The sequence below is a fragment of the Serratia symbiotica genome (assembly GCF_000821185.2).
GTDB classification, from domain to species: Bacteria; Pseudomonadota; Gammaproteobacteria; order Enterobacterales; family Enterobacteriaceae; genus Serratia; species Serratia symbiotica.
In genome coordinates, this window is record NZ_CP050855.1 from 274,117 (window position 1) to 296,761 (window position 22,645).

Genomic DNA, 22,645 nt, shown 5'->3' on the forward strand with positions numbered 1-22,645 from the left:
GAGGATGTCCGGGTACATACGTTTGCTGACGCACTCGATACGATCTAATCCTCCAACAGCCACCATATTGCTTCGAATGGCCGCAGGGTCATCGCCTGTGGCCGTTGCGCGGCATCGGCATAGTTGCTTATCAGTGGGTGCCATCGAGCGGATAGCTCCACGCCTTCAGCTCCCCAAGCCAGCGGTTCGTGGCTCAGGTTAGCGACCACCAGCAGGCACTGGCTGTTCCAACTGCGTTGATAACACCACAGCGACGGGGGCGACGGTGCCAGATCCTGATAGTCGCCGTGAGTCAGCAGCGGGCACTGCTTACGCAGGGCGATCAGTTGGCGATAGGTGTAAAACACCGAGTTCTGATCGGCCAGTGCCGCCTCGGTGTTGATCTGTGGATAGTTTTTCGCGCAGTTAATCCAAGGCGTACCCTGGGTGAAGCCAGCGTTGGGTGCAGCGTTCCATTGCATTGGCGTGCGGCTGTTGTCGCGTGATTTGTTCGCCAGGATCGCCAGCAGTTCGGCCTCGCTTTTGCCCTGGGCGCTTAACTCGGCGTACATGTTCAAGCTTTCTACATCACGGTACTGCCCGATGGTGCTGAAGCCTGGATTGGTCATGCCGATCTCTTCGCCCTGATAGATATAAGGTGTGCCTTGCATGCCGTGCAGCACCATCGCCAGCATCTTGGCGGCCACTGCCCGCAGCTTGCCCTCGTCGCCAAAGCGTGAAACGATGCGCGGCTGGTCGTGGTTACACCAGAACAGCGCGTTCCAGGCACGGTGATGCATCCCTTGCTGCCAGTGGCGGAAAATTTTTTTCAGCGCCACGTAGTCCGGTGCTGCCAGTGTCCATTTTTCTCCGCCGGCGTAGTCCACCTTCAGATGATGGAAATTGAAGGTCATCGACAGCTCTTCGCCGCTCAGCGCCGCGTATTGTTGGCAATGCGCCAAGGTGGTGGAAGACATCTCGCCCACGGTCATCAGGCTGCGTGGTTGGAACACATCGTGGCTCATCTCTCGTAGTAAGGCGTGAATGCGCGGGCCGTCAGTATAGTAGCGACGGCCATCGCCCTGATTGTCGGAAGGGAAGTCCTGCTGTTTGGACACTAGGTTGATCACGTCGAGGCGCAGGCCATCAACGCCCTTATCCGCCCAAAACTGGCAGATCTTCTTCAACTCTTCGCGCACCGGTGGGTGTTCCCAATTGAGGTCTGCCTGTGCGGTGGCAAACAGATGCAGGTAGTATTGGCCGCTGTCGGTGTGCCACTGCCAGGCGTTGCCGCCGAATTTGGAGCGCCAGTTGTTCGGCGGTGCGTCACCTGTGCCATCGCGCCAGATGTAGAATTGGCGGAATGGGCTATGGCGATCCTGTGCAGCCTTGAACCAGGGGTGCTCGGTTGATGTGTGGTTGAACACCATGTCCATCACGATACGGATGTTACGCTGATGGGCAGCGGTGATCAGGTGGTCGAAATCCTCCATGGTGCCGTATGTGGGATCAATGGCGCAGTAGTCTGCCACGTCATACCCGTTGTCCACCTGCGGTGAAACATAGATCGGCGTCAGCCAGATAGCGTCAACGCCCAGATCCTGTAGATAGTCCAATCGTTGGGCAACACCCGCCAGATCGCCGTAACCGTTGCCGGTGCTGTCCTGAAAACTCTTCGGATAGATTTGGTAGATGACGCCATTTTGCCACCAGAGGGGGGGATTGCTCATAAGCAGGGTTACCCTTGAATTGTGTCAACCGGGTCTGAGCATGTCAGATCCCTACATTCATATCGAGCCAGTTAAACGGGCAGTTCGCTGCGTGCAGCTTTGTATTTGTAGACCATGATAGTCAGTAGCAGCGGGATCACCGCCGACACCAGGATCGCCAGCGAGTAGATCAGCCAGAACTGCGGCTTGATCGACAGGATACCTGGCAGGCCACCAACACCGATGCCGTTGGCGGTCACGCCGTCCAGGCTGCAGATCAGGGCGGCGCAGGCGGAGCCGATCATCGCGCACAACATCGGAAAACGGTACTTCAGGTTAATGCCGTACATCGCAGGCTCGGTCACGCCGAGATAGGCGGAGATTGCTGCTGGCACTGAAATCTCACGTTCGTTGGCTTTGCGGCTGACGATGCTGATACCCAGCACCGCCGAAGCCTGCGCGATATTGGACAGCGCAATCAGTGGCCACAATGGGGTGGCACCCATGCTTTGGATCATCTGCATGTCGATGGCCAGTGTGGTCTGATGCACACCGGTGATCACCAGCGGGGCATACAGGAAACCGAACAGCGTGGCACCGACTAACGCGAAGTGGCCGGTCATCACTGTTTTCACTGCCCAGGCCACATCATCGCCGATCATACGGCCAAACGGCCCGATCAGCGTATGCGCCAGAAACACCGCCAGCAACAGGGAAGCCACCGGCACCACCACCAGATACAGGCAATCCGGGACAATCTTTTTCAACCCTGCTTCTATCCAGGCCAGCGCTATACCGACCAGTATCGATGGGATCACTTGGGACTGATAGCCGACTTTCTCAATGGTGAACCAGTAAAAGTTCCACACTTCCGGCACCTGTTGGCCGAGCAGGTAGGAATTCATTAGTTGCGGCGACACTAAGGTGATACCCAGCACAATGCCGAGCACCGGTGTGCCGCCCATTTTTTTCACCGTTGACCAGCAGATGGCAACGGGCAGGAACATGAAGATCGCTTCACCGAGCAGCCAGAGGAAGTCGTAGATGGTTTTCCACGCCGAATGCATCTGCGCCAGCGTTTGTCCACCAGTCAGCGGAATGTCGCCGATCACGTTGCGAAAGCCGAGGATCAAACCGCCGCTGATCAGCGCCGGCAATAGTGGGAAGAAGATTTCGGCGAAGTGGGAAATGGCGCGCTCGTTCCAAGTCATGTTCTTACGCGCCGCGATCTTGGCTTGTTCCTTGTTGGTCTCGTTGATGCCGGTGGTGGCGATCAATACCTGAAAGTAATCACCGACTTGCGGACCAATCACCACCTGAAATTGTCCAGCGTTGGTGAAGCAGCCCTTAACCATCGGCAACTCTTCGATTTCTTTCGGTTTGGCCTTGTTGGGATCGTTCAAGACGAAACGCAACCTGGTAATACAATGGCTTACGGTGACGATATTCCCGTATCCACCTACCAAAACAATCAGACGATCAATGTCCTGCTGTCTGATATTGCTCATTATTAGATACCTATAGATGTGTTGGCTGAGTATTTCATCCAAGCTTAGTCATGCAGCTTTTTAAGGGAGTAGGAACGTTCCCAATTTGGGGTTAGGATCACAAAATGACAAAGTATGTATGTTTTTTATACTTTTAATCAGGAAAGTTTGCTGGGTACTAGAATACGGCGAAGCCCTTGTTCACCGCAGAGTTGAGCCAGCAGTTGTTGCACCGCTTGCAGGCCGGCGGCGCTGCCATAGCCGAACCCCACCGATAGGGTGCCAGGGAACAGAAAGCTGAGCTGTGGGGTATTGCCGATGGCGATACTATCAGAGGCGCAGATCAACGCACTGCTGTAAGCGTTGGTTATCTCGGCGGCACGCTGAAAACCGCTTTGGCAATTCACCCAATGCCGCGTGGAGCGTCAGTTGCAGATGTTCGCAGGTTTTGAGATAGGCATGGTAGCGGCGCTGGCCGGTGGTGGCATCGCTGAGTTGTACACCAAGGTAACTGATATGCCGAGGCCCTTGCTGATGTAGGTGAGCCATCAGCAGCTTGACTGCGCCGGCATCGTCGTAACAGACGGAGGAAGAACCCTCGTATTCGCGTGCTATCACCACCATTTTTTCCTGCCACGGATCAAGCATGGGGGCCATCAGGCCGGTGAAGCCGAACAGGATCACCCCATCGACATTACGCTGCTGCAACATGTACAGGTGTTCCTGCCCCAAGAGGGGGTCGAGCTGGCTTTCCATCACGATCGGACGGATCCTTTTTTCGGGCCGATCAGCTCAATGTTTGACGTGTTGACCTTCAGTTTGATGTAGTGGGTGTTCAAGGCCAATACGCCAGAAATGCAGACGCTGTTTCAGTTCGGCGGGTTTGTGGAAGGGCTGCTATCGCAGACGCTGATCGTGCATATGATCCGCACGCGCAAAATTCCGTTTATCCAAAGCCGTGCCTCTTGGTCACTGTGCATCATGACGCTAGCGGTGATCGTTACTGGCATCGGCCGCTCGCCAGTTGGCTTTAACTGCAAGCGTTGCCGCTCAGTTACTTCCCGTGGTTGGTGCTGATCCTAGCGGGCTATATGATGCTGCCCCAGTGCGTGAAAGGCTGATTTGTGCGGTGCTACGGTTGGCAGTGATCGTCGTGCCGGAGAGCAGCAATGGTGATCCCATTCGCCTTTCACTGCGGCGCTGGGACACCTGAATGGTTATCTGCGACAAATAAAAACGGTCAGCCTGAAACGGGCCGTTAGTTGCACTATCGTGGATTAACCACGCACAGCGATGGCTTCGATCTCGATTTTCACGTCTTTCGGCAAGCGGGCGACCTCCACGCAGGAGCGAGCCGGGAACGGTGCGCGGTGCTCGCTGAAGAAAGCCTCATAAGCAGCGTTGACGGTAGCGAAATCGTTCAGGTCTTTGACGAATACCGTAGTTTTCACGATATCTGCAACGCTCAGTCCGGCGGCGGCGATGATTGCCTTCACGTTTTCCAGTGATTGGCGCGCCTGAGCGGCGACGTCATCGGCGACGGTGCCAGTTTTTGGATCGACTGGGATCTGGCCGGAAGTGATGATCATGCTGCCTAGATCAACGCCCTGCACGTAAGGCCCAATGGCTGCTGGGGCGTGTTCAGTGCTGATATTACGTGACATTTCTTCTCCTGATATACCCTGTGTCTTGCAAACTGCAACGTTGTGAGCTGCGCGTTGACCCTAAGTAGCAAATCAATGATAGGTGCTTAACAGCGTTCTATTATAAGGCGTGGCGAACAGATTAACAGCGTTGCCGGGCTTATTTCAGTCTGCCTGTAGCACCACCTGATGTTCGAACTCTTTCTCGCAATAGCGGCATTTCAGGTGCGCATCGCCATCGTGGGATTTGACACTGAAGCTCGACGCCACCGGCTCGCTGCGGCTGATACAGTTGCTGTTGGGGCAAGTTAGCACGCCATCAATATGGTTCGGCAGGCTGAGGGTCAGCTTGCGCACAACTGCGTAGTTGTCAATGCGGTTTACCGTCGCCTTAGGTGCATACATAGCGAGCTGGTTGGCTTGCTGTTCGGTCAGAAGAGTGTTCTCGATCTTGATCAGATCCTTGCGACCCAGCGCGTTGGAAGGCAAGTTCAAGCCAATGGTAATACGCTGATCGGTGGCGGTCAGTTTGAACAGGGTTAGCAGCTTAAAGCCGATCTGTGCGGGAATGTGGTCAATCACCGTACCGCATTTGATCGCTTCGACCTGCATTTTGTTATCGTGGGTCATGGTGGCTCTCCTCTTATAGTGCTAAATCCGCGTCTAGTACCAGTGCCAGCAGTGCCTGGCGAGCAAAGATGCCATTGCCCGCCTGTTGGAAGTAGTAGGCATACGGCGTTTTATCCACTTCGGTGGTGATCTCATCAATGCGTGGCAACGGATGCAGCACCTTCAGGTTGTTGCGCGCGCCGGCCAGATCTGTCGCGCGCAGCACGAACTGTGCCTTCATGTTGGCGTATTCGGAGGGGTCGAGACGCTCTTTCTGTACCCGCGTCATGTAAAGAATATCCAATTCTGGCACCACTTCCTCAATGCTGCTGTGCAAGCGGTATTCAATGCCTTTCTCATCCAGCATTTTCAGGATGTAAGCTGGCATCATCAGTGCATCTGGGGCGATAAAATAGAAACGGTTTCCCTCAAATTTGGCCAGCGCTTGGGTGAGTGAGTGCACGGTGCGACCATATTTCAGGTCGCCGACCATGGCGATGTTGATCTTATTTAGACGGCCTTGGGTTTCCTTTAGGGTGAACAGATCCAGCAGGGTCTGGGTTGGATGCTGGTTGGCACCATCCCCGGCGTTGAGTACCGGCGTGCCTCCAGAGAATTCCGATGCCATACGCGCCGCACCTTCCTGTGGGTGACGCATCACGATGGCATCCACATAGGTACCAATCACCGAGAGGGTATCGGCCAGGGTTTCGCCTTTTTTACCCAACGAGGTGTTGTTGCCGTCTGCGAAACCGACTACCGATGCGCCGAGGCGGTGCATCGCGGTTTCGAATGACAAACGGGTTCTGGTCGAGGCTTCAAAGAAGCAACTGGCGATCACCTTGTGCTTCAACAGTTCCGGCTGCGGATGGGCCTTCAGGCTGGCGGCAGTGCGCAGCACCAGTTCCAGATCCTCGCGGCTAAGGTCATTAATAGAGATGATATGTTTGCGATACAGCGGATTGGCCATTTTTTACTTTCCTCGACGCATGCCCGTGGCGCGGGACGTTGGGATATTCTCAAAGCAAAAAAAAGCCCCTCAACGAGGGGCCTGAAACAATCAGTCTAGCAACAAGAGAAACAACGGCAGCGAACTGCTAATTGGCTGCCGATTGTGGGTAGCAAAACAAAGGTTGTGTTTCATGCTTTCTCCTGGCGAATTGCCGCGCATTATACGCAGGCTTCTCGCTACTGCAAACGGTAAAACGTCGATTTTTGCCATTGATGCCCAGCAGCCTGGTTGCCACTCGACATCCTAATTAGTTATGGCGGATTTAAATCGATTCGCTCAGCGTGGCGACCAGCACCGCCTTAATGGTGTGTAGCCGGTTCTCCGCCTGATCAAATACGACGCTGTGCAGCGATTCGAACACCGCATCGGTGACTTCCATGCCGTCGTGCAGCCCGTACTGTTCCGCCATTTGCTTGCCGAGTGTGGTTTGATGGTCATGGAATGCTGGCAGGCAATGCAGGAACTTTACTTGCGGATTGCCGGTCAGTTTCAACATCGCTGTGTTGACTTGGTATGGCTTTAGCAGCGCGATACGTTCTTGCCAGGTTTCTTTCGGCTCACCCATCGACACCCACACATCGGTATAGAGGAAGTCTGCGTCTTTCACCCCTGTGGCGATATCTTCAGTCAATGTGAGTTTTGCGCCGGTCTGTTGTGCCATCGCCTGGCACTCGGCTACCAGTTTTGCCTGGGGCCAACAGCCCTTCGGGGCTACCAGCCGTAGATCCATGCCCGTCAATGCGGCGGCCTCCAGCAGAGTATTGCCCATGTTGTTGCGTGCATCACCGACATAGGCGAGCTTCACTTCGTGCAGCGCCTTACCCGGCAATTGTTCCTGCACGGTGAGCAGATCCGCCAGCAACTGGGTTGGATGAAACTCGTTGGTCAACCCGTTCCACACCGGTACGCCAGCATGGTTGGCCAGCGTTTCCACCCATTGCTGGCCGTAGCCACGGTACTGAATGCCATCGTACATGCGGCCTAGCACTCTGGCGGTATCCTTCATCGATTCTTTATGGCCGATCTGGTTACCGCTTGGGCCGAGGTAGGTGATCTGGGCGCCCTGATCGAATGCGGCAACGTCGAAAGCACATCGGGTACGGGTCGAGTTTTTTTCGAAAATGAGCGCAATGTTTTTGCCCAGAAGTCGGCGTGTTTCCCGGCCTTGCTTTTTCGCCTGTTTAAGATCGGCAGCCAGTGCCAGCAGCGCCAGCAGCTCTGTAGGTGTGAGATCCATTAACCTTAGCAAGTGGCGTTTGTAGAACGGGTTTCTGGTACTCATTTCCGTATATCCTGGTTGATTTGTTGAATTATAATTCACTTTATATGTGTGAATATTCAATTTCAACTCTTGAGCAGAAATCTTTCATGTTTATCATGGAAGCCATATCGGCAGTGTGTGAAAATAGAAGGAAATCTGACTTGAGGATATAGGTATGGCAAACCGTGCATTGGTGGAAGAACAACGTGAAGATACCCGCCTGATCATCGAAGAACTGCTGGAAGATGGCAGCGATCCACACGCGCTCTATACCATAGAGCACCATCTCTCTGCTGAAAAATTTGAAGCACTGGAGCAGGCTGCCGTGGAAGCCTTCAAGCTGGGCTTTGAAGTGACCGACGCTGAAGAGCTGGAAATTGAAGACGGTTCACTGGTGATGGGCTGCGATGTGATCAGTGAAGTTGGTCTGAACGCCGAACTCATCGACACGCAGGTGGAGCAATTGGTGGCGCTGGCGGAGCGCTGTGGTGTCAACTACGACGGTTGGGGGACTTATTTTGAAGATCCGAACGCGGACGACGAAGGTAGTGATTTCAGCGACGACGACGAAGGTAAGCGCCACTGATTAACTGTATTGAGCCTGTACATAAAGTTGTGTAATTGCCTGATTTTGATATGTTCAATCCAGCATCAAATGAAGGTTAATTTATGGACGAAAACAGTTGCAAGCTCTGGCTAACGAACTGGTCAAAAATCTCAAAACCCCTGAGGACCTTAGCCAGTTCGCTCGCCTGCTGAAGAAAATTAGCGTCGAGGCAGCTCCCAACGCTGAAATGACTCACCACCTGGGCTACGATAAAAATCAGCCCAAATCTGGCTCCAATACCCCGCAATGACTACTCGACAAAGATCGTAACCACTGTTGATCGCCCGCTGGAGCTGCGTATTGCCCGCGATCGCGAAGCAACCTTTAAATCGCAACTGGTGAAGAAAAACCAGACCCGAATTACCGGGATGGATAACCAAATCCTGTTGCTGTACGCCAAAGACATGACCACGCGAGAGATTGCCGCCGCATGTAACACGCTGTGTTCCCGTCATTCAATGCACATACGTCGACTGCCGTAGGTCGCATCCATCAAAATAACGGCACTGTTGCAAAGATTGAGGAGGGACAGACCTCATGTTCGGTAATAGAGTCTTACATTTCAAAGGCTCTGCTCACCAGACGCATCTCGCCCCCAGGAGGATGTCATGCTGAAAATGACGACCACGGAAAGGATCCATACGCTGCTCCCTCAGCAAAAAGGTGGCGATAAGTTTAACGCTATCCGCTATTTGCAACAGTGCTCAACCAGGTCTTGCCGTCCACCCGATACAGTGTATGGGGTTTGAGGGTCAAGCGTACGGAAACGTACGCTTGACCCTCAAACCCCTTAAAGGGCTACGCTGCCCAGGATGAAGGTGACGGTGATGATCGAAAGCAGCGTCGTCGAGGTGATGATGGAGGCCATCGCTTCATGATCGCCACCCATTTGCCGCGCCAAAATATAGGCGTTGCCAGCGCAAGGGACGGCAGAATAGAGAATCGCGATGCGGGCCGGCACGCCGGTGGCACCGAAATAGTGAACCAGCGCAATGGTAATCAAAGGCATTGCCACCAATTTCAGCATGGTCGCATAAGAGATGGAAACCAGCTTGCGGATATGCATGCTGACAATCAGCCCTGCGCCAACCGACATCAGGCTCAGTGGCGTTGCAGCGTGAGACAGATACACGAACAGCTGTTTTATCGCGCCGGTAATGTGTAGGTTGCACAGGTTCATCAGCACCCCCAACAGCGCGCCGATGATCAGGGGGTTTTTCGTCAGTGCCAACAGCGCTCCACTCAGGCTTTTCTTGCTACCGGTGCCGTAGTGGTTCATCACCAACACACTCATGATATTGGTCAGAATGATCATATATGCCACAAAGAAGCCGGACAGCGCCACCCCCTCACTGCCGAACTGTAGTGGCATAGTTAATTTGGCCCCCTAAATAGAGGTGATATCATCGGCTCATAGTCAAAACAGGTGACATTATGACCGGACGTAACAGACGTAATTTTAGCGCCGAGTTTCGTCTCGAAGCTGCCCAGCTTGTACTCGATCAGCATTACACCGTTGCCACCGCTGCTACGGCAATGAATGTCGGCAAATCCACGATGGATAAGTGGGGCCGCCAGTTGAAAGAAGAGCGAGCGGGAAAATCACCCATAGCTTCACCCATGACACCTGAGCAGATTGAAATACGCGAGCTGAAGAAAAAACTTCAACGCGTTGAAATGGAAAGAGATAGATTAAAAAAGGCTACCGCGCTCTTGATGTCAGACTCCCTGAACAGTTCTCATGAGTTGAGAAACTCAGGGCGTGGTTTCCTGTTGCCGTTGTGTGCAACGTGTTTGGGGTTCATCGCAGCAGCTACAAATACTGGCGGCAGCCAAAAAAGCCTGATGCCACACGGGTGGCATTACTCAGTCTTGTCGGTGAAAGTTATCGCGAAAGTAACAGCTCCGCAGGCGCACGTAATATTGCCGCGATGGTCACGAACAAAGGTGTAAAACTAAGCCGCTGGCGGGCACCCAAGCTAATGAAAGAACTTAATCTCATCAGCTGTCAGCAGCCTGGTCATCGATATAAGAAGGCGTCTAAGGAACACGTAGAGATCCCCAATTATCTGGAACGCCAGTTTGCAGTAACAGAGCCTAATCAGGTGTGGTGCGGTGATGTGACTTATATCTAGACGGGTAAACGCTGGGCTTATTTAGCCGTTGTGCTTGATCTGTTTTCCCGTAAATCGGTTGGCTGGGCGCTGTCATTTTTCCCAGACTCTGCACTGACAGCGAAAACGCTGTCCATGGCCTGGGAAGCGCGAGGAAAGCCCGCTGACTTGCTATATCACTCGGATCAAGGCAGCCACTATACCAGCAGGAATTTCAGACAGTTACTGTGGCGATATCAGATATAGCAAAGCCTGAGTCGCAGAGGAAATTGCTGGGATAACAGCCCGACGGAACGTTTTTTTAGAAGTCTGAAAACGGAGTGGGTGCCGGATAATGGATGCGTGAATTTTAGCGAAGCCAGCACGGCGATAACTCATTACATCACGGGATATTACAGTCAGATCAGACCTCATCAATATAATGGTGGTTTGACGCCGAATGAATCAGAACGATTGTTCTGGAAAAACTCTAAAGCCGTGGCCAGTTTTTGTTGACCACTACATATACCAGCAGATGCTTGCTCTATATTGATAATAGAGTATTTCAAGCAGCTCACTGAAGAAGATAGAGAATACTGTAAAGATATCATCTTGGCGTATTCAAAACTTCCGTTAATGCCTGATTATTGATATCAGATATCTGATGGAACAACGTCAGCCATTTCAGCCCTACCTGTAGTCTTTCATAATTACCCAATGGGTAGGGATACCGTCAAAATAATATTACTATTGACGTTATTTAATGATCATTCTATTGGAATGGTAGGAGGTCGCTACTCCGTATTTCCTAGCATGGCGATTCATAAATTGTGGGGCGACTATTTTGATGATATGCAGTCTCTGTTAATTGAATATTTGACTTTAAAGCCAAAGTACGAAATGCTTGGGAGGAAAATTATTCATGAGAGTTATCAACAAGGAGTCTATGATATTAAAAAATAAAACTCAATGAGATATTTTTAAACGATCATGAGCAATATTTATCAAATATTATCAATAATACAATATCCATAAATGATTTATGGGGTGTGGAGAAAGTTGATCAACATATTTTAAATACGGCTTTCCAGTTGATTCCCGTTGACACTGTTAATACTGAACATAAGCAATGGGGGGCTTTCATTGTTAAACAGTTTTCTTCAAGCCTATTATCGTGTGACTGAGAAGATAGAGTTGATTACTCTGTTCGCTACTCCTTCTTGGAAAGGTTTGCTTATTTTACGCTTAATGCATCTATGCATGATATTTCCGATTATTTGAAACCGTTTCTTGACGACTTCAATGGCTCTAAACCTATTGCAGATTGATTTCAGCAATTTATTCTTGCTGAAGATAAGCTAAATACATATGAGAATTTTTGGCAAGTTTGGAATCTATTTTTTGATAAGGTAGCTACTTTATGCAAAGATGGAGATCGGCATAGATATGTGAATAAAATTATAAAGAGCTACCTTTTTGCTCAAACTTCATGGAAAGAATCTGCTAATGGTTGGCATACATTTAAAGATAGCAATAGTCAATTCTTTACCGAGGTATCCAAGACCATGGGGCATTGCCCTTCAACTTTGTATTCTTTTTCTAAGTCTCTGAATAACATAGCTGGTTGCTACCTTAAACCTGATTCCGACAAAGAACTTTATGGATCGTAGCCATGACCAGAGATATTGAATGAATCCTCTTTAGCTCGCTTTGAATCCGCCTTGTGCCCAGATTCCAGAGGGAACATAGCTCAAGAATCAGTGCGACTTCACTCGGGCCAGCTTTGGTTGATGGTGAGTACTTGGGGCGACGGCTTTCCAGACCCGCCAATCCCGGTGTCAGATACCTGTGCCACTATACGTCATGTATGGCGCGAAATACCACAACGGCGGCATACAAGCCCCGCATCACCAGACGTTTCATAGAGTTTTACCCACAGCAATCGCTGTTGAATTTCCCTGTCCATAACGAGTCATTATAGTGAAACGATGTCTGTGAATCACACAATTTAATTCATGATCTTGCCCTGATAGCGGATGTCTCCACACCGGACCACGCATCCGTGTCTATACTGGATCAGTATCCAGCGTGTAGGCGGGTTGCTTTTAGGGCTACTCTGAGTGCCGAAACTGCCGTAAAATGGTATAATTAGCACGATAGGTGACAAAGATACCTGCGGTGAAAACGTTATGCGCTAGCCATTTTTGTTTCATCCTTTTCATCTTTATACCACCTCACTGGCCTAGGGGCTGCGGCACCTCTGGCGGCAATCATTCAGGTAAAGCAATGAACAAGCGGATTCTCGTGGCGATCATCATCGCCGCTGTGATAGCCGGGTTCAGCGCACAGCGCTGCACCGAGTGGGCGAGCAGCATTGATGCGTCAAGGGACGCACAAGGGCAGCAGCAGAGCATGGGTCGGCTGACTCATCAGCAGACGGTGGTCAGCTACTTGCATCAGCATCAACGGCTGCCGGACTATTACATCACCAAGAAGCAAGCGCGTGAGCAAGGCTGGGAGCCTCGCGATGGCAATCTGTGCTCGGTGCTGCCGGGCAAGGCGATTGGCGGTGATCGGTTCTCTAACCGTGAGGGGCAATTGCCTAGCGCCCACTACCGGGTATGGCGTGAGGCGGACATCAATTATCAGTGTGGCCGACGTGGTGCCGATCGCCTGCTGTATTCCAACGACGGTCTGATCTTTGTCTCGCGCGACCATTATAAAAACTTCATTCGGGTGGAGTGAGCGGGATGGCAAAAGTAGAGTTCGATTTTGAACAGATCCAAGATGTGCCGGCTTTCTACCGTGAATTTGCGCACCAGTTCGCGCTAGGCGAGGAATTTGGTGCCAATCTAGATGCGTTATGGGACGTGGTAACCGGCGATATCAGTCTGCCGGTGGAGATAGAATTCATCCACCTCAGTGCTCGCCGCAAGCGTTGCTTCGGCGCAATTATTTTGCTGTTTGAAGAGGCGGAAGAAGAACTGGATGGCAGCTTGCGTTTTAATGTTCGCGAAAGCGGCGGTGAATCGGTACATCACCGGGGATGAAGCAGGTTCATCCCTGGGTGGTACCGTTGATCATTCGGCTATCTCAGCCAGATTGCGCAGGTACTGGAAGATTTGGCGGTAAGCTTTAGGTGGTTTATTGGTGGCTTGTTCTTTCTGTGCGTTGCGCACCAGTGAACGCAGTTGCTGGCGATCGGCTTCTGGATACAGACCCAAGACAGATGGGATCGCATCATCACCTTCTTCCACCAAGCGGTCACGCAGCATTTCCAGCTTGTGGAACAGCGAAACCTGTTGATTATGGCGGTTTTTCAGCTTGCCGAGCGCGGTTTGGATTGGCTCTACATCACGGGCGCGCAGCATTTTTCCGATCAGTTGCAACTGGCGGCGGCGGCCCTCTTTCTTGATCTTCTGCGCCAATTCGATGGCGGTACGCAGGTCTTCGTCCAATGGCATGCGTTCTAGCGCGTTTTTGCCCAGATCGACCAGTTCGGCTCCCAGATCTTTCAGCGCTTCGGCATCACGTTTGATTTCACTTTTACTGACCCAGATTATCTCGTCTTCGTCCTGGTTTTCATTCATTGGGACATCGCCGAGCCAGTCTTCAGGCTGTTTGTTCATGGTTGGCTCCATTAAAAGAGGCTAATCCTAACAGGTTGCTGGTTTTAATGCGAAATTCAACGCGGTTCCTGTTAGACTCGACGGCATAAATCTCAGTATTCTTGCGTGTGACTCCATGCGCCACCACGATACTTTTCTCAACGGTTTTCTGATTAATTATGGCAGATTGATGAACGCAGTCACTCAAATTGCAGAACAGCGCAAAGCGCTGGAGCAGGCCGTTTCACAGGCCTTGGAACTGGCGCATGCCGGTTCCGATGCGGCGGAAGTCGCGGTAACCAAATCCACGGGTATCAGCGTTAGCACCCGCTTTGGCGAGGTGGAAAACGTTGAGTTCAACAGTGATGGTGCCTTGGGCATCACCGTGTATCACCAGCAGCGCAAAGGCAGCGCTTCCTCTACCGATCTGAGCCGGGAGGCCATCGCCCGCACTGTGCAGGCGGCACTGGATATTGCCCGCTATACCTCACCAGATCCCTATGCTGGCACGGCAGAAAAAGATCTTCTGGCGTTTGATGCGCCGGATCTGGATCTCTTCCACCCAACCGAGCTGGATGCTGAACGTGGCATCGAGCTGGCAGCCCGCGCCGAGCAGACGTCGCTGGCGGCGGACAAGCGTATCACCAATACCGAAGGTGGTAGTTTTAACAGCCACTACGGCATTAAGGTATTCGGCAATAGCCAGGGTATGTTACAGAGTTACCTCTCCAGCCGCCATTCGCTGTCCAGCAGTGTGATCGCCGAGCATGATGGCAACATGGAACGTGATTACGCCTATACCATCGGGCGTGCGATGGATGATCTGCAAAGTCCTGAATGGGTGGGGCAGGAATGTGCACGCCGTACGCTAGCACGGTTGGTGCCGCGTAAACTGTCGACGATGAAAGCCCCTGTGCTGTTCGCTGCGGAAGTAGCTACCGGGTTGTTCGGCCATCTGGTGGGTGCCATTAGCGGTAGCAGCGTGTATCGCAAATCCACCTTCCTGCTGGACTCGCTGGGTCAGCAAATCCTGCCAGATTGGCTGACCATTGAAGAACACCCACACTTGTTGAAAGGGTTGGCATCGACACCATTCGATAGCGAAGGTGTGCGTACTCAAAGGCGTGACATCGTTAAGGATGGTGTGCTGCAAACCTGGCTGCTGACCAGTTATGCCGCGCGCAAGTTAGGCATGTACAGTACGGGTCACGCTGGCGGCATTCATAACTGGCGCATTGCCGGTCAGGGTGGCGACTTCGCCGCTATGCTGAAACAGCTTGGTACTGGGCTGGTGGTGACCGAACTGATGGGGCAGGGCGTTAGCGGCGTGACTGGCGACTACTCGCGTGGCGCAGCTGGTTTCTGGGTGGAAAACGGCGAGATTCAGTATCCAGTCAGCGAGATCACTATCGCCAGCAACTTGAAGGAGATGCTGCGTAATATCGTTAGCGTTGGCAGCGATACCGAGATCCGCAGCAATATTCAGTGTGGTTCGGTGCTGTTGCCGGAAATGAAGATCGCCGGTCAGTAACCCCTTACGCGGCTGGCGTTCGCCCGGCCGCCCCTACAGCCAGACGAAGGGATAAACCGCCTCCAGCGGGCGGTGCTGCCATTGTCTCAGCTCAGGAATAACTTTATCGGTGACGGCGCTGATCGTGGCGCTGGAAACACTGAAAGCATACCGGTCTTCAATTTCCTGGCTGATATCCTTGTAACTCATGCCCAGTGCCAACATACGGATGATCTTGCGCTCAATCCCATCGGAAAGCGTGGTCTGATGTTTTTTGACTCGTTGAGGCTCAAAAGTACCGTTACGATCACGGGGCGTGGCGAGTTCAAAGGCACCGGAGGGTATTTTTATTGTCTTTTTAGACGAGCCATTTTTACGGTTAGCGGTAATATCCTGAGCCAGATGAGAGTCCTGCTCAGCAGCTAACGCAGCCTCAGTTAACTGTTTGATTGACGGTGTTAAGATGCCATCTTTGCCCGTCAGTGCCTGACCATCCTGAAGTGCTTTCAGGGCTTTATCGAAATTGAAGAGTTGAGACATGTGTCATGCCTTTTTAATTGTATATTGACTTGAATGACACAGAATTTCTAACACTCCCTTAAAAAGCCTACCATGACGAATTTATAACCATAGATCCATTTTTCAGGCACACTGATCCAGCGCTGGCATCTGGAGCCATCGTTTTTTCTCCATCCCCTGCAGCCTTTCCGACAGCAATTCAGTTGCATGCGTACCTGCCTGTGCCCCGGCAAAACGCAGCCTGTCGCCGTACAGGATACATTTGTATGGATCCGTACCCAGGAAGCCTTTCATCAGCACCGCGAACCCCGGCTTCTCCGGTTTTTTCCGCGCCTGCATCTGAAGGGCCTCATACACCAGGGGGAGCAGCGTTCCCCGCTTGCGGTTGGCCAGAAAGCCGGAGTAACGCACCATCTTCTTAAAATGCCGCGATGGAACGTGGCTAAAATAACGCCCGAACATCTCTTCCTGGCTCAGCGTTTGCCATTTATGCTTCCCCGTGCGGTGGTCCAGGTAATGATGGATCACCGCGCCGCCGCCGTAGTGACGCAGGCGTGAAGCTGACACCGGCGGGCGCTTCAGGTAGTGGCCGAGGTACTTCACACTGTACCAGGCTCCTCTGGTCTTTCTGATGGCTGATAAGCGCCCGGAGCAGGCCCTGAAAGCTGTGACTGAACTGACTTCGGTTGCCGCCTCCGCCCCTGCGGTGGCGGCTATGGCAGTCCGACCCGGCAATGTCAACGACTGGCAACCAGGGTGGCAGCAGGCGGAATGGCTCCCCTTGCAGAGGCATGGGTTTCTTTATTACACCGGCTGTGCGAGAACAAATACCTCGACAAAGAGGAGGTAATATCAGCGCTGCTGCCGCATAAAAAGGAGCACAGCGTTGCATCCCTCGCCCATGCCATTGCCGGCGCAGCATGGAATTCTGAGGCCGCAACGAAGCTTTGCGCCCTGCTGTCTGACGTTGCCGGCAGCGATGAAAATTCACGTCAGGACATCATGGCGCGTCTGTCGCTGAAATTGCCCGGCGACAAGTTCAGTCAGCTTAAGCGTGACCAGGCTGCAGATTTCTACGAACGGGCAAAAAAGCAGATAAATTCAGCCGAAATGAAGCGGCAAAGGCACACCTGGAAGAAGGTCGCCTCATTCTGGAAAGCCGGGAACTGTACGGGATAGCTTCTGGAGCACAGACTGGAGTCCGGCGAACCAAAATCTGAAATCCAGTGTTGAAGCCCTATGTAGTGGTAGAATAATCAGGACACTAAACTTACATCCGTTACTACAATTTTTATATAAATCATGTGGATAATGGGGAACTGTCGCCCGTGCGTTATAAGCAAATGGCTGAGTAAAAAGTGTCCTGATTTACTGGGCCAGTACATTTGTCTTTGGTCGTCCCATTGATGCCATTGCTAGGCGCAATTTTATGGGCTTCATTTTGTAAGGTCGCCCGCCTTTCCGTTGCTGATGCCAGGCCAGCAGCCGTTTGCTCGGCAACCAGTTCGCGCCCCTGCTTTTCAATAGCATCTTGATCAAGATCAAAGATATTTTAGCGATATTTGGTAAAAACACTAAATGAACCTGTGTCAGGAATACGCAGTGTCCACCGCATCTAATATCAGTTTCTTTTGTCATGGACGATATGAAACGACTACGGGCCTACAAACTCCAGTAAAGACCAAATGGTCAGCAGCATGATATGCGGTATTGAACTGGGGCCTGGTGTTTTTTAGTTGTGCACTGGCACTTCAGAATGAGAATCATAAAAAGGAGAATAAAAATATCCCCTTAACCAAGACAACTTCGTACTTTGTTTCCTTGAAAACCGATGCAGATACGCAATGGATTAAGGAATCACTATTACAGCCGTTGAATCAGAACTCCACAGCAATGATTCAGACTTTGGTCTGAACGTAGTGGGAATCATCGCCTTTGAGGGCTGTGTGGATGTTAAGTCCTGCTCCCCCCCCCATTTTAGATGTAGGAAATCAATTGATGAGCAGAACCCTGTATGAACGCTACCAACAGGCTAAAGTCGATCATCCGGGAAAATACGCTCGCGATTTGGCAAGTCTCCTTGGTGTAAGTGAAGCTGAGCTAATCCATGCCCGCGTCGGCCATGATGCTCACCGCTTGCAGGCTAATACCCGCATCCTGCTCGCCGACCTCGAATACATCGGCGTCACCAAATCCATCACCCGTAATCTTTATGCTGTGCATGAGCTGATGGGGTGCTACCGTAACCAGCATCTCAACGACCATGCAGGCCTGATCCTCAATCCGCGTGAACTGGATTTGCGTCTGTTCCTCAACCAGTGGGCCAGCGCCTTCGCCATGAGCGAGACGAGCAAATGTGGCGTGCGCCATAGCATTCAGTTCTTTGACCATCAGGGCGATGCATTACATAAAGTGTACACCACCGACAAAACTGATTTGCCAGTGTGGATGGCGTTGGTTGAACGCCACAAGAACGCGGAAAATCCGCCCCTGATATTACTTCCTGCTGAGGCTGTTCCTCTCAGCACCACGCCGGACGCTAAAAAAATCGACCGCGAATGGCGTGAAATGATCGATGTTCACCAGTTTTTCAAGCTGCTAAGCCGCAATAAGCTGACGCGCCAACAGGTGTTTCGCGCTGTTGGCGACGATCTGGCCTTTCAAGTGGATAATGGTGCGCTGACGCAGTTGTTAAATGCTGCCCAGCAGCGGCAAAACGAAATTATGATTTTTGTCAGCAACCGTGGCTGTGTGCAAATCTTTACCGGCCAGATCGAGCGCTGGATGCCGCTGAAAGGCTGGATCAATATCTTTAACCGCCGCTTCAAGCTGCACCTGGACGAAAATGCGATCGCCGAAAGCTGGGTCACTCGTAAACCGACCAAAGACGGCATCGTCACCAGCCTGGAACTGTTTGCCGCCGATGGTACGCAGATTGCCCAGCTTAACGGGCAGCGTACCGAGGGGCAAGCGGAACAAACTCACTGGCGTGAGCAAATCGCAGCGCTGCAAGCAAATGATGTGTAGTGGCTCCCCGAATCTGGCCCTCAAACCCCTTATACAATACCTGTATGTAGATCTTAACTCACTTTTTTAACTCGACATCCACAGTTTTACCCCTGCTTTTAGGTAGGGGAGATCCCACGGACGAACGTATTGAAGCTGTAACTCACCTTTACCCGCCTCAATTGCATTAAATCTCAAAATCTCTATGCCACTGCATCCCACAATACCTTTTTTACACTCTGGTGATTGTACATAGTGTTTTCCAAGATAAATAACTTGGTGTGGTGATTTTCTTACCGTCCAGCCATAACCAGTCGTTGGGTTTGCAGGAAGTTTTATAATGAACATTTTTCCTTTTTTGACTATTTTTTTCTGTAATGGGTTACCGTAAGGGGTAGATACGGCCATTAATGGAAAGAAAAATGCTAAAATCAAAATTATCTTTCTCACTTTAATCACCATTAATAGATCTTGAAATATTTTTGTGAAAAAAACGGCGGTGCTTAATATCGTCTTTTTATAGAGTTTCAGTATAAAACGTTGCGCACTTATTAACTTCTGACTCATCATCAGGATACGATAATCTCAATATAGGTCTTGTTACGGAAAAAGGGGTTATCGGGTCGCGCAAGGGAACTTCCCCCCTGCGCTCCCACGGAACCGGACGTGACAGTCTCCCGTCATCCGGCTCTTGTCGTTGACCACTCACGCCGCGTACAAATTTCCCAGTGTGCAAACAGACCGGGCCTGGCGCGCTGTATCCGTCTTAACCATTCATATGCCTGAGCCAGACTACCGTGGACCCGCTTATATTTGCGGGCGACCCATTTCGCAAGGTGCAGATCTACATGAGTGGCTATACAGTTCATTGCTGAACGATAAAAGTGACCATAGTACTTAACCCAGCCCCGTAACATGGGGTTGAGCCAACGGGCCATGACTTCCAGCGATAACGGCGTTTTGTGGCTCAGATCCCAGCCCCGTACCGTCTGCCGGATTGCCTTCGCAGCTCTGCCGCTCATTGCTGGCAGGAAATTCACCGACAGCTCTCCCTCTTTCGAGAAGGACTTTCTTGGCCTGAACGTATAGCCCACAAAGTCGAAGCTGATTTCAGGATATGCTTCCGTTCTTTCCCTGTCCTTGCAGTAAACGACTTTAGTCTTGCCCGGACTCATCTCCAGCTTACACTCAGCCAGCCGTTTTCTGAGCCTGCCACGCAGCATCATTGCCTGAGCATGACTCTTGCAGTGAATGACTACATCATCAGCGTATCGCTCGAACCGGACGACGGGGAATTCCCGCGTCATCCACATATCGAATGCATAATGCAGAAACAGATTGGCAAGTAATGGACTAATGACTCCGCCCTGAGGCGTTCCCTTGTCCCTCATCTGCACCGTTCCGTCCGGCATACACACCGATGCGGTCAGCCATCGCTCAATGTAGAGTTTCACCCATCTGCAGTCCGTATGCCTGCACACCGCTCTCATCAGGAGTTCGTGATCGATATTGTCGAAGAACCCCTTGATGTCCACGTCCAGCACCCAGTCAGTACGCCAGCATCGATGCCGGGCCATCCTCAGGGCATCGTGCGCAGATTTGTGCGGGCGATAGCCATAAGAGTCATTGTGGAACAGTGCCTCCAGAATCGGCTCCAGCATGTCTTTGACAACCATCTGCGCAATGCGATCCGAGACTGTGGGGATCCCCAGGGGTCTCGTTCCACCCGTCGCCTTGGGTATATCAACACGCCGAACCGCTGGCGGCATATAGCTGCCCGAGGCCATTCGGTTCCAGATTTTGTACAAGTTCCCCACGAGGTTCCTATCAAATTCCTCAATCGACTGACCATCGATCCCAGCACTGCCTTTGTTGGCTTTTACTTTCTTGTACGCGCTCCAGACGGCATGTCTGGATAACGCAAACGGTTTGGACTGGTTCACAGGCTCCTCCCGCTTATGCGGTTGGCCTGCAGTACAGCCCCAACGACTGGCCCCCTTCGCTCCACGTCCATTACAGACGCTTCATCACTACTACGGAACCATCTGCCCCTGTGCCCCGCATTGGTACTCTGGCGCTCGCAGGGTTTCTGCTCGACGCCGCTCCCTTCGCATCGGGACGACAGGTTCCCACGTTCCATGCCAGAGCCTGTGTTGTGCTCATGCTGTCTATATGCCGGATGCCGACCAGCCAGTAACCAGATAACCGCTGGACTTATCACGCACCGCTTAGAAAGCGCGTTTTTGACATCATCTTGTTCCTTTCGACACTGCATCTACAGTTCACTCTCGTTCATCTTCACAACACATACATGACGCATCTGACTGCGCCTTTTCCCTGACGCTCACCACCACCGCTCTTAACGGCAGCAGCTCAGGGTAGTTTGAAGGCTGCATCTGGACACCGCCTCCGAGGGGCCGCCCCTCATCTCTCGCACAGCATTGCACCCTTATTTGCCATAGGGTACATTCGTGGCACACGTAAGCCGCAAGCCGCCAAAATTTTGTGATAGTACCGGGGAACCGCCTATAAGGACATCCCTTAATGGTCAATAGCGATTTTTTTATGCGTAACATATCCGTTGATATAGTTAAAAGATTGCGGACAGCGAGCCTATAAACGGCCATAAATGCAACATGCCATTTCTGGCTAGCTGCGGACCCTGATGAAAGACGCACGCCTGAGACTCCATTCGAAATGCGGACATCAATCTTTTCGGATAATCTGTCCTGGCGGTTCCACGAGTACCCTCTGGCGTAGGTCCTAACCTTTAACTGATCAACAGTTACTTATCACGCGGTGGTATTATTCATTTTAATCAGTACTATACTGGTGACCTGAATTCATCCTGCAAGTGCCACATTGCCCAGCACATACGTGCATTTTTTGCCGCTATGGCGACCAGTGCCCGGCCATAACCACGACGCTCCCGTATTTGCAAAGCCCAGCGACTGACAGGCTCGTTTTTCCCTATCGCACTTGCCAGTAATGCTCTGGCCCCAAGAACCCGCAGTCTGCGCAAATAAGAGTCACCTTCTTTAGTGATCCTCCCAAGTTTCGCCTTTCCACCGGAGCTATTCTGTCTGGGTACTAAAGCCTTCGAGGCCTTGCGTGTCCTGGATGTATTTCGCCTGTTGCAAGGTGTAGCTGCCGATCACGTTGAACTGATCGGTCAAGGCACCCCTGGCTTCCAGCTCAAGCCCGCGTGCACGAATCTTGCCGCCCTGAGTCTGGAAGGCGGTATTCACCGGGTCAGTGCTTAGGCTCTTATCCTGTGTCAGGTTGTACACTGTGGCAGAAAGCAGGGTAGTGGAGCCGTGTGGCTAGTATTTCACGCCAAACTCATCGAGTTCGCCACGGCTGGGTTTAAAGGGCTGCTGATCGCGAGAAAGACCTGCGACCGGCTGGAAAGACTGCGCCCAAGTGAAATAAGGCGAGATGCCATTGTTAAACAGATAATTCAGGCCGACGCGTCCAGTGGTGGCCTGATCGTGTTGCTCGTAGTTCTGACCGTAGAGAAAATCTTTGTTAATGATTTTACTCCAGTCATTACGGATACCTAAGGTGGTGCGCCACTGTTGCCAGGCGATCTGATCCTGTAC

General features: G+C 51.8%; 16 protein-coding genes and 9 pseudogenes. 9 read left to right on the forward strand and 16 right to left on the reverse strand.

Features of this window, described 5'->3' with window-relative positions; all coding sequences use genetic code 11:
- Positions 1-44 precede the first annotated feature (44 nt).
- The 3 genes and pseudogenes from treC to SYMBAF_RS01385 form a co-directional block, all read right to left on the reverse strand.
- Positions 45-1,709, reverse strand: coding sequence for an alpha,alpha-phosphotrehalase (treC, locus tag SYMBAF_RS01375; protein WP_040264377.1), 1,665 nt, complete (start codon positions 1,707-1,709; stop codon positions 45-47).
- A gap of 71 nt (positions 1,710-1,780) precedes the next feature.
- Positions 1,781-3,196, reverse strand: coding sequence for a PTS trehalose transporter subunit IIBC (treB, locus tag SYMBAF_RS01380; RefSeq protein WP_040264375.1), 1,416 nt, complete (start codon positions 3,194-3,196; stop codon positions 1,781-1,783).
- Between the two features lie 137 nt (positions 3,197-3,333).
- A pseudogene (locus tag SYMBAF_RS01385) lies at positions 3,334-3,940 on the reverse strand (substrate-binding domain-containing protein); the annotation flags it as partial.
- 9 nt (positions 3,941-3,949) lie between these two features.
- Between SYMBAF_RS01385 and SYMBAF_RS01390 the strand changes: the two are divergent.
- Positions 3,950-4,296, forward strand: a pseudogene (locus tag SYMBAF_RS01390) (magnesium-translocating P-type ATPase); the annotation flags it as partial.
- 156 nt (positions 4,297-4,452) lie between these two features.
- On the opposite strand, the gene ridA reads toward SYMBAF_RS01390, so the two are convergent.
- The 4 genes from ridA to argF all read right to left on the reverse strand — a co-directional run bounded on the left by ridA (position 4,453) and on the right by argF (position 7,721).
- The gene (gene ridA, locus SYMBAF_RS01395; protein WP_040264371.1) at positions 4,453-4,839 is read right to left on the reverse strand and encodes a 2-iminobutanoate/2-iminopropanoate deaminase; all 387 of its coding nucleotides are present in this window, start codon (positions 4,837-4,839) and stop codon (positions 4,453-4,455) included.
- A gap of 144 nt (positions 4,840-4,983) precedes the next feature.
- Positions 4,984-5,448: an aspartate carbamoyltransferase regulatory subunit gene (gene pyrI / locus SYMBAF_RS01400; protein ID WP_040264369.1), complete on the reverse strand. Its 465-nt coding sequence runs from the start codon at positions 5,446-5,448 to the stop codon at positions 4,984-4,986.
- Positions 5,449-5,461: 13 nt separating this feature from the next.
- The gene (gene pyrB, locus SYMBAF_RS01405) at positions 5,462-6,397 is read right to left on the reverse strand and encodes an aspartate carbamoyltransferase (protein WP_040264367.1); all 936 of its coding nucleotides are present in this window, start codon (positions 6,395-6,397) and stop codon (positions 5,462-5,464) included.
- Between the two features lie 304 nt (positions 6,398-6,701).
- Positions 6,702-7,721 (reverse strand): ornithine carbamoyltransferase, encoded by a 1,020-nt coding sequence (gene argF, locus SYMBAF_RS01410; protein ID WP_040264365.1) that lies wholly within the window; start codon positions 7,719-7,721, stop codon positions 6,702-6,704.
- 154 nt (positions 7,722-7,875) lie between these two features.
- Between argF and rraB the strand changes: the two genes are divergently transcribed.
- Positions 7,876-8,286 (forward strand): ribonuclease E inhibitor RraB, encoded by a 411-nt coding sequence (gene rraB / locus SYMBAF_RS01415; RefSeq protein WP_006709167.1) that lies wholly within the window; start codon positions 7,876-7,878, stop codon positions 8,284-8,286.
- A 79-nt stretch (positions 8,287-8,365) separates the two neighbouring features.
- A pseudogene (locus SYMBAF_RS01420) lies at positions 8,366-8,750 on the forward strand (transposase); the annotation flags it as partial.
- 347 nt (positions 8,751-9,097) lie between these two features.
- On the opposite strand, the gene SYMBAF_RS01425 reads toward SYMBAF_RS01420, so the two are convergent.
- Positions 9,098-9,679, reverse strand: coding sequence for an AEC family transporter (locus SYMBAF_RS01425; protein WP_237162912.1), 582 nt, complete (start codon positions 9,677-9,679; stop codon positions 9,098-9,100).
- A gap of 62 nt (positions 9,680-9,741) precedes the next feature.
- On the opposite strand from SYMBAF_RS01425, the pseudogene SYMBAF_RS01430 reads away from it, so the two are divergent.
- Positions 9,742-10,916, forward strand: a pseudogene (locus SYMBAF_RS01430) (IS3 family transposase).
- A gap of 1,119 nt (positions 10,917-12,035) precedes the next feature.
- Here the strand turns inward: SYMBAF_RS01430 and SYMBAF_RS01435 are convergent.
- Positions 12,036-12,366, reverse strand: a pseudogene (locus tag SYMBAF_RS01435) (transposase family protein); the annotation flags it as partial.
- A gap of 320 nt (positions 12,367-12,686) precedes the next feature.
- Between SYMBAF_RS01435 and SYMBAF_RS01440 the strand changes: the two are divergent.
- On the forward strand, positions 12,687-13,145 hold the full coding sequence (locus tag SYMBAF_RS01440; protein ID WP_040264363.1) for a ribonuclease domain-containing protein: 459 nt from the start codon (positions 12,687-12,689) through the stop codon (positions 13,143-13,145).
- 5 nt (positions 13,146-13,150) lie between these two features.
- The gene (locus SYMBAF_RS01445; protein ID WP_040264360.1) at positions 13,151-13,450 is read left to right on the forward strand and encodes a barstar family protein; all 300 of its coding nucleotides are present in this window, start codon (positions 13,151-13,153) and stop codon (positions 13,448-13,450) included.
- A gap of 30 nt (positions 13,451-13,480) precedes the next feature.
- On the opposite strand, the gene yjgA is transcribed toward SYMBAF_RS01445, so the two are convergent.
- Positions 13,481-14,029: a ribosome biogenesis factor YjgA gene (yjgA, locus tag SYMBAF_RS01450; RefSeq protein ID WP_040264358.1), complete on the reverse strand. Its 549-nt coding sequence runs from the start codon at positions 14,027-14,029 to the stop codon at positions 13,481-13,483.
- 169 nt (positions 14,030-14,198) lie between these two features.
- Here yjgA and pmbA point away from each other — a divergent pair, with 169 nt between their 5' ends.
- On the forward strand, positions 14,199-15,539 hold the full coding sequence (gene pmbA, locus SYMBAF_RS01455) for a metalloprotease PmbA (protein ID WP_040264610.1): 1,341 nt from the start codon (positions 14,199-14,201) through the stop codon (positions 15,537-15,539).
- A 36-nt stretch (positions 15,540-15,575) separates the two neighbouring features.
- Here pmbA and SYMBAF_RS01460 read toward each other — a convergent pair.
- Together SYMBAF_RS01460 and SYMBAF_RS01465 are read right to left on the reverse strand one after the other, a co-directional pair.
- Positions 15,576-16,058, reverse strand: a pseudogene (locus SYMBAF_RS01460) (IS256 family transposase); the annotation flags it as partial.
- A 102-nt stretch (positions 16,059-16,160) separates the two neighbouring features.
- Positions 16,161-16,667 (reverse strand): annotated as a pseudogene (locus tag SYMBAF_RS01465) (transposase); the annotation flags it as partial.
- A 141-nt stretch (positions 16,668-16,808) separates the two neighbouring features.
- Here SYMBAF_RS01465 and SYMBAF_RS01470 point away from each other — a divergent pair.
- Both SYMBAF_RS01470 and SYMBAF_RS01475 read left to right on the forward strand, forming a co-directional pair.
- Positions 16,809-17,216, forward strand: coding sequence for a hypothetical protein (locus SYMBAF_RS01470; RefSeq protein ID WP_040264356.1), 408 nt, complete (start codon positions 16,809-16,811; stop codon positions 17,214-17,216).
- Between the two features lie 819 nt (positions 17,217-18,035).
- Positions 18,036-19,064, forward strand: a complete 1,029-nt coding sequence (locus SYMBAF_RS01475) for a hemin-degrading factor (protein ID WP_040264352.1) — start codon at positions 18,036-18,038, stop codon at positions 19,062-19,064.
- A 66-nt stretch (positions 19,065-19,130) separates the two neighbouring features.
- Here SYMBAF_RS01475 and SYMBAF_RS01480 read toward each other — a convergent pair whose 3' ends face one another.
- The 4 genes and pseudogenes from SYMBAF_RS01480 to SYMBAF_RS17445 form a co-directional block, all read right to left on the reverse strand.
- The gene (locus SYMBAF_RS01480) at positions 19,131-19,613 is read right to left on the reverse strand and encodes a protease inhibitor I42 family protein (RefSeq protein WP_052447676.1); all 483 of its coding nucleotides are present in this window, start codon (positions 19,611-19,613) and stop codon (positions 19,131-19,133) included.
- Between the two features lie 110 nt (positions 19,614-19,723).
- Entirely contained in the window at positions 19,724-20,986 is a 1,263-nt protein-coding gene (gene ltrA, locus SYMBAF_RS01485; protein WP_052447675.1) for a group II intron reverse transcriptase/maturase, read from the reverse strand.
- 881 nt (positions 20,987-21,867) lie between these two features.
- Positions 21,868-22,137: pseudogene (locus SYMBAF_RS01490) on the reverse strand (transposase); the annotation flags it as partial.
- Positions 22,118-22,633, reverse strand: a pseudogene (locus tag SYMBAF_RS17445) (TonB-dependent receptor domain-containing protein). The pseudogenes SYMBAF_RS17445 and SYMBAF_RS01490, both read right to left, overlap by 20 nt.
- Between the last annotated feature and the right edge of the window lie 12 nt (positions 22,634-22,645).

Bases quoted from the DNA above. Each gene is read 5' to 3' on its own strand.
- treC (WP_040264377.1), bottom strand. From the start codon at position 1,709: ATGAGCAATCCCCCCCTCTGGTGGCAAAATGGCGTCATCTACCAAATC.
- treB (WP_040264375.1), bottom strand. From the start codon at position 3,196: ATGAGCAATATCAGACAGCAGGACATTGATCGTCTGATTGTTTTGGTA.
- ridA (WP_040264371.1), bottom strand. From the start codon at position 4,839: ATGTCACGTAATATCAGCACTGAACACGCCCCAGCAGCCATTGGGCCT.
- pyrI (WP_040264369.1), bottom strand. From the start codon at position 5,448: ATGACCCACGATAACAAAATGCAGGTCGAAGCGATCAAATGCGGTACG.
- pyrB (WP_040264367.1), bottom strand. From the start codon at position 6,397: ATGGCCAATCCGCTGTATCGCAAACATATCATCTCTATTAATGACCTT.
- argF (WP_040264365.1), bottom strand. From the start codon at position 7,721: ATGAGTACCAGAAACCCGTTCTACAAACGCCACTTGCTAAGGTTAATG.
- rraB (WP_006709167.1), top strand. From the start codon at position 7,876: ATGGCAAACCGTGCATTGGTGGAAGAACAACGTGAAGATACCCGCCTG.
- SYMBAF_RS01425 (WP_237162912.1), bottom strand. From the start codon at position 9,679: ATGCCACTACAGTTCGGCAGTGAGGGGGTGGCGCTGTCCGGCTTCTTT.
- SYMBAF_RS01440 (WP_040264363.1), top strand. From the start codon at position 12,687: ATGAACAAGCGGATTCTCGTGGCGATCATCATCGCCGCTGTGATAGCC.
- SYMBAF_RS01445 (WP_040264360.1), top strand. From the start codon at position 13,151: ATGGCAAAAGTAGAGTTCGATTTTGAACAGATCCAAGATGTGCCGGCT.
- yjgA (WP_040264358.1), bottom strand. From the start codon at position 14,029: ATGAACAAACAGCCTGAAGACTGGCTCGGCGATGTCCCAATGAATGAA.
- pmbA (WP_040264610.1), top strand. From the start codon at position 14,199: ATGAACGCAGTCACTCAAATTGCAGAACAGCGCAAAGCGCTGGAGCAG.
- SYMBAF_RS01470 (WP_040264356.1), top strand. From the start codon at position 16,809: ATGGCTCCCCTTGCAGAGGCATGGGTTTCTTTATTACACCGGCTGTGC.
- SYMBAF_RS01475 (WP_040264352.1), top strand. From the start codon at position 18,036: ATGAGCAGAACCCTGTATGAACGCTACCAACAGGCTAAAGTCGATCAT.
- SYMBAF_RS01480 (WP_052447676.1), bottom strand. From the start codon at position 19,613: ATGATGAGTCAGAAGTTAATAAGTGCGCAACGTTTTATACTGAAACTC.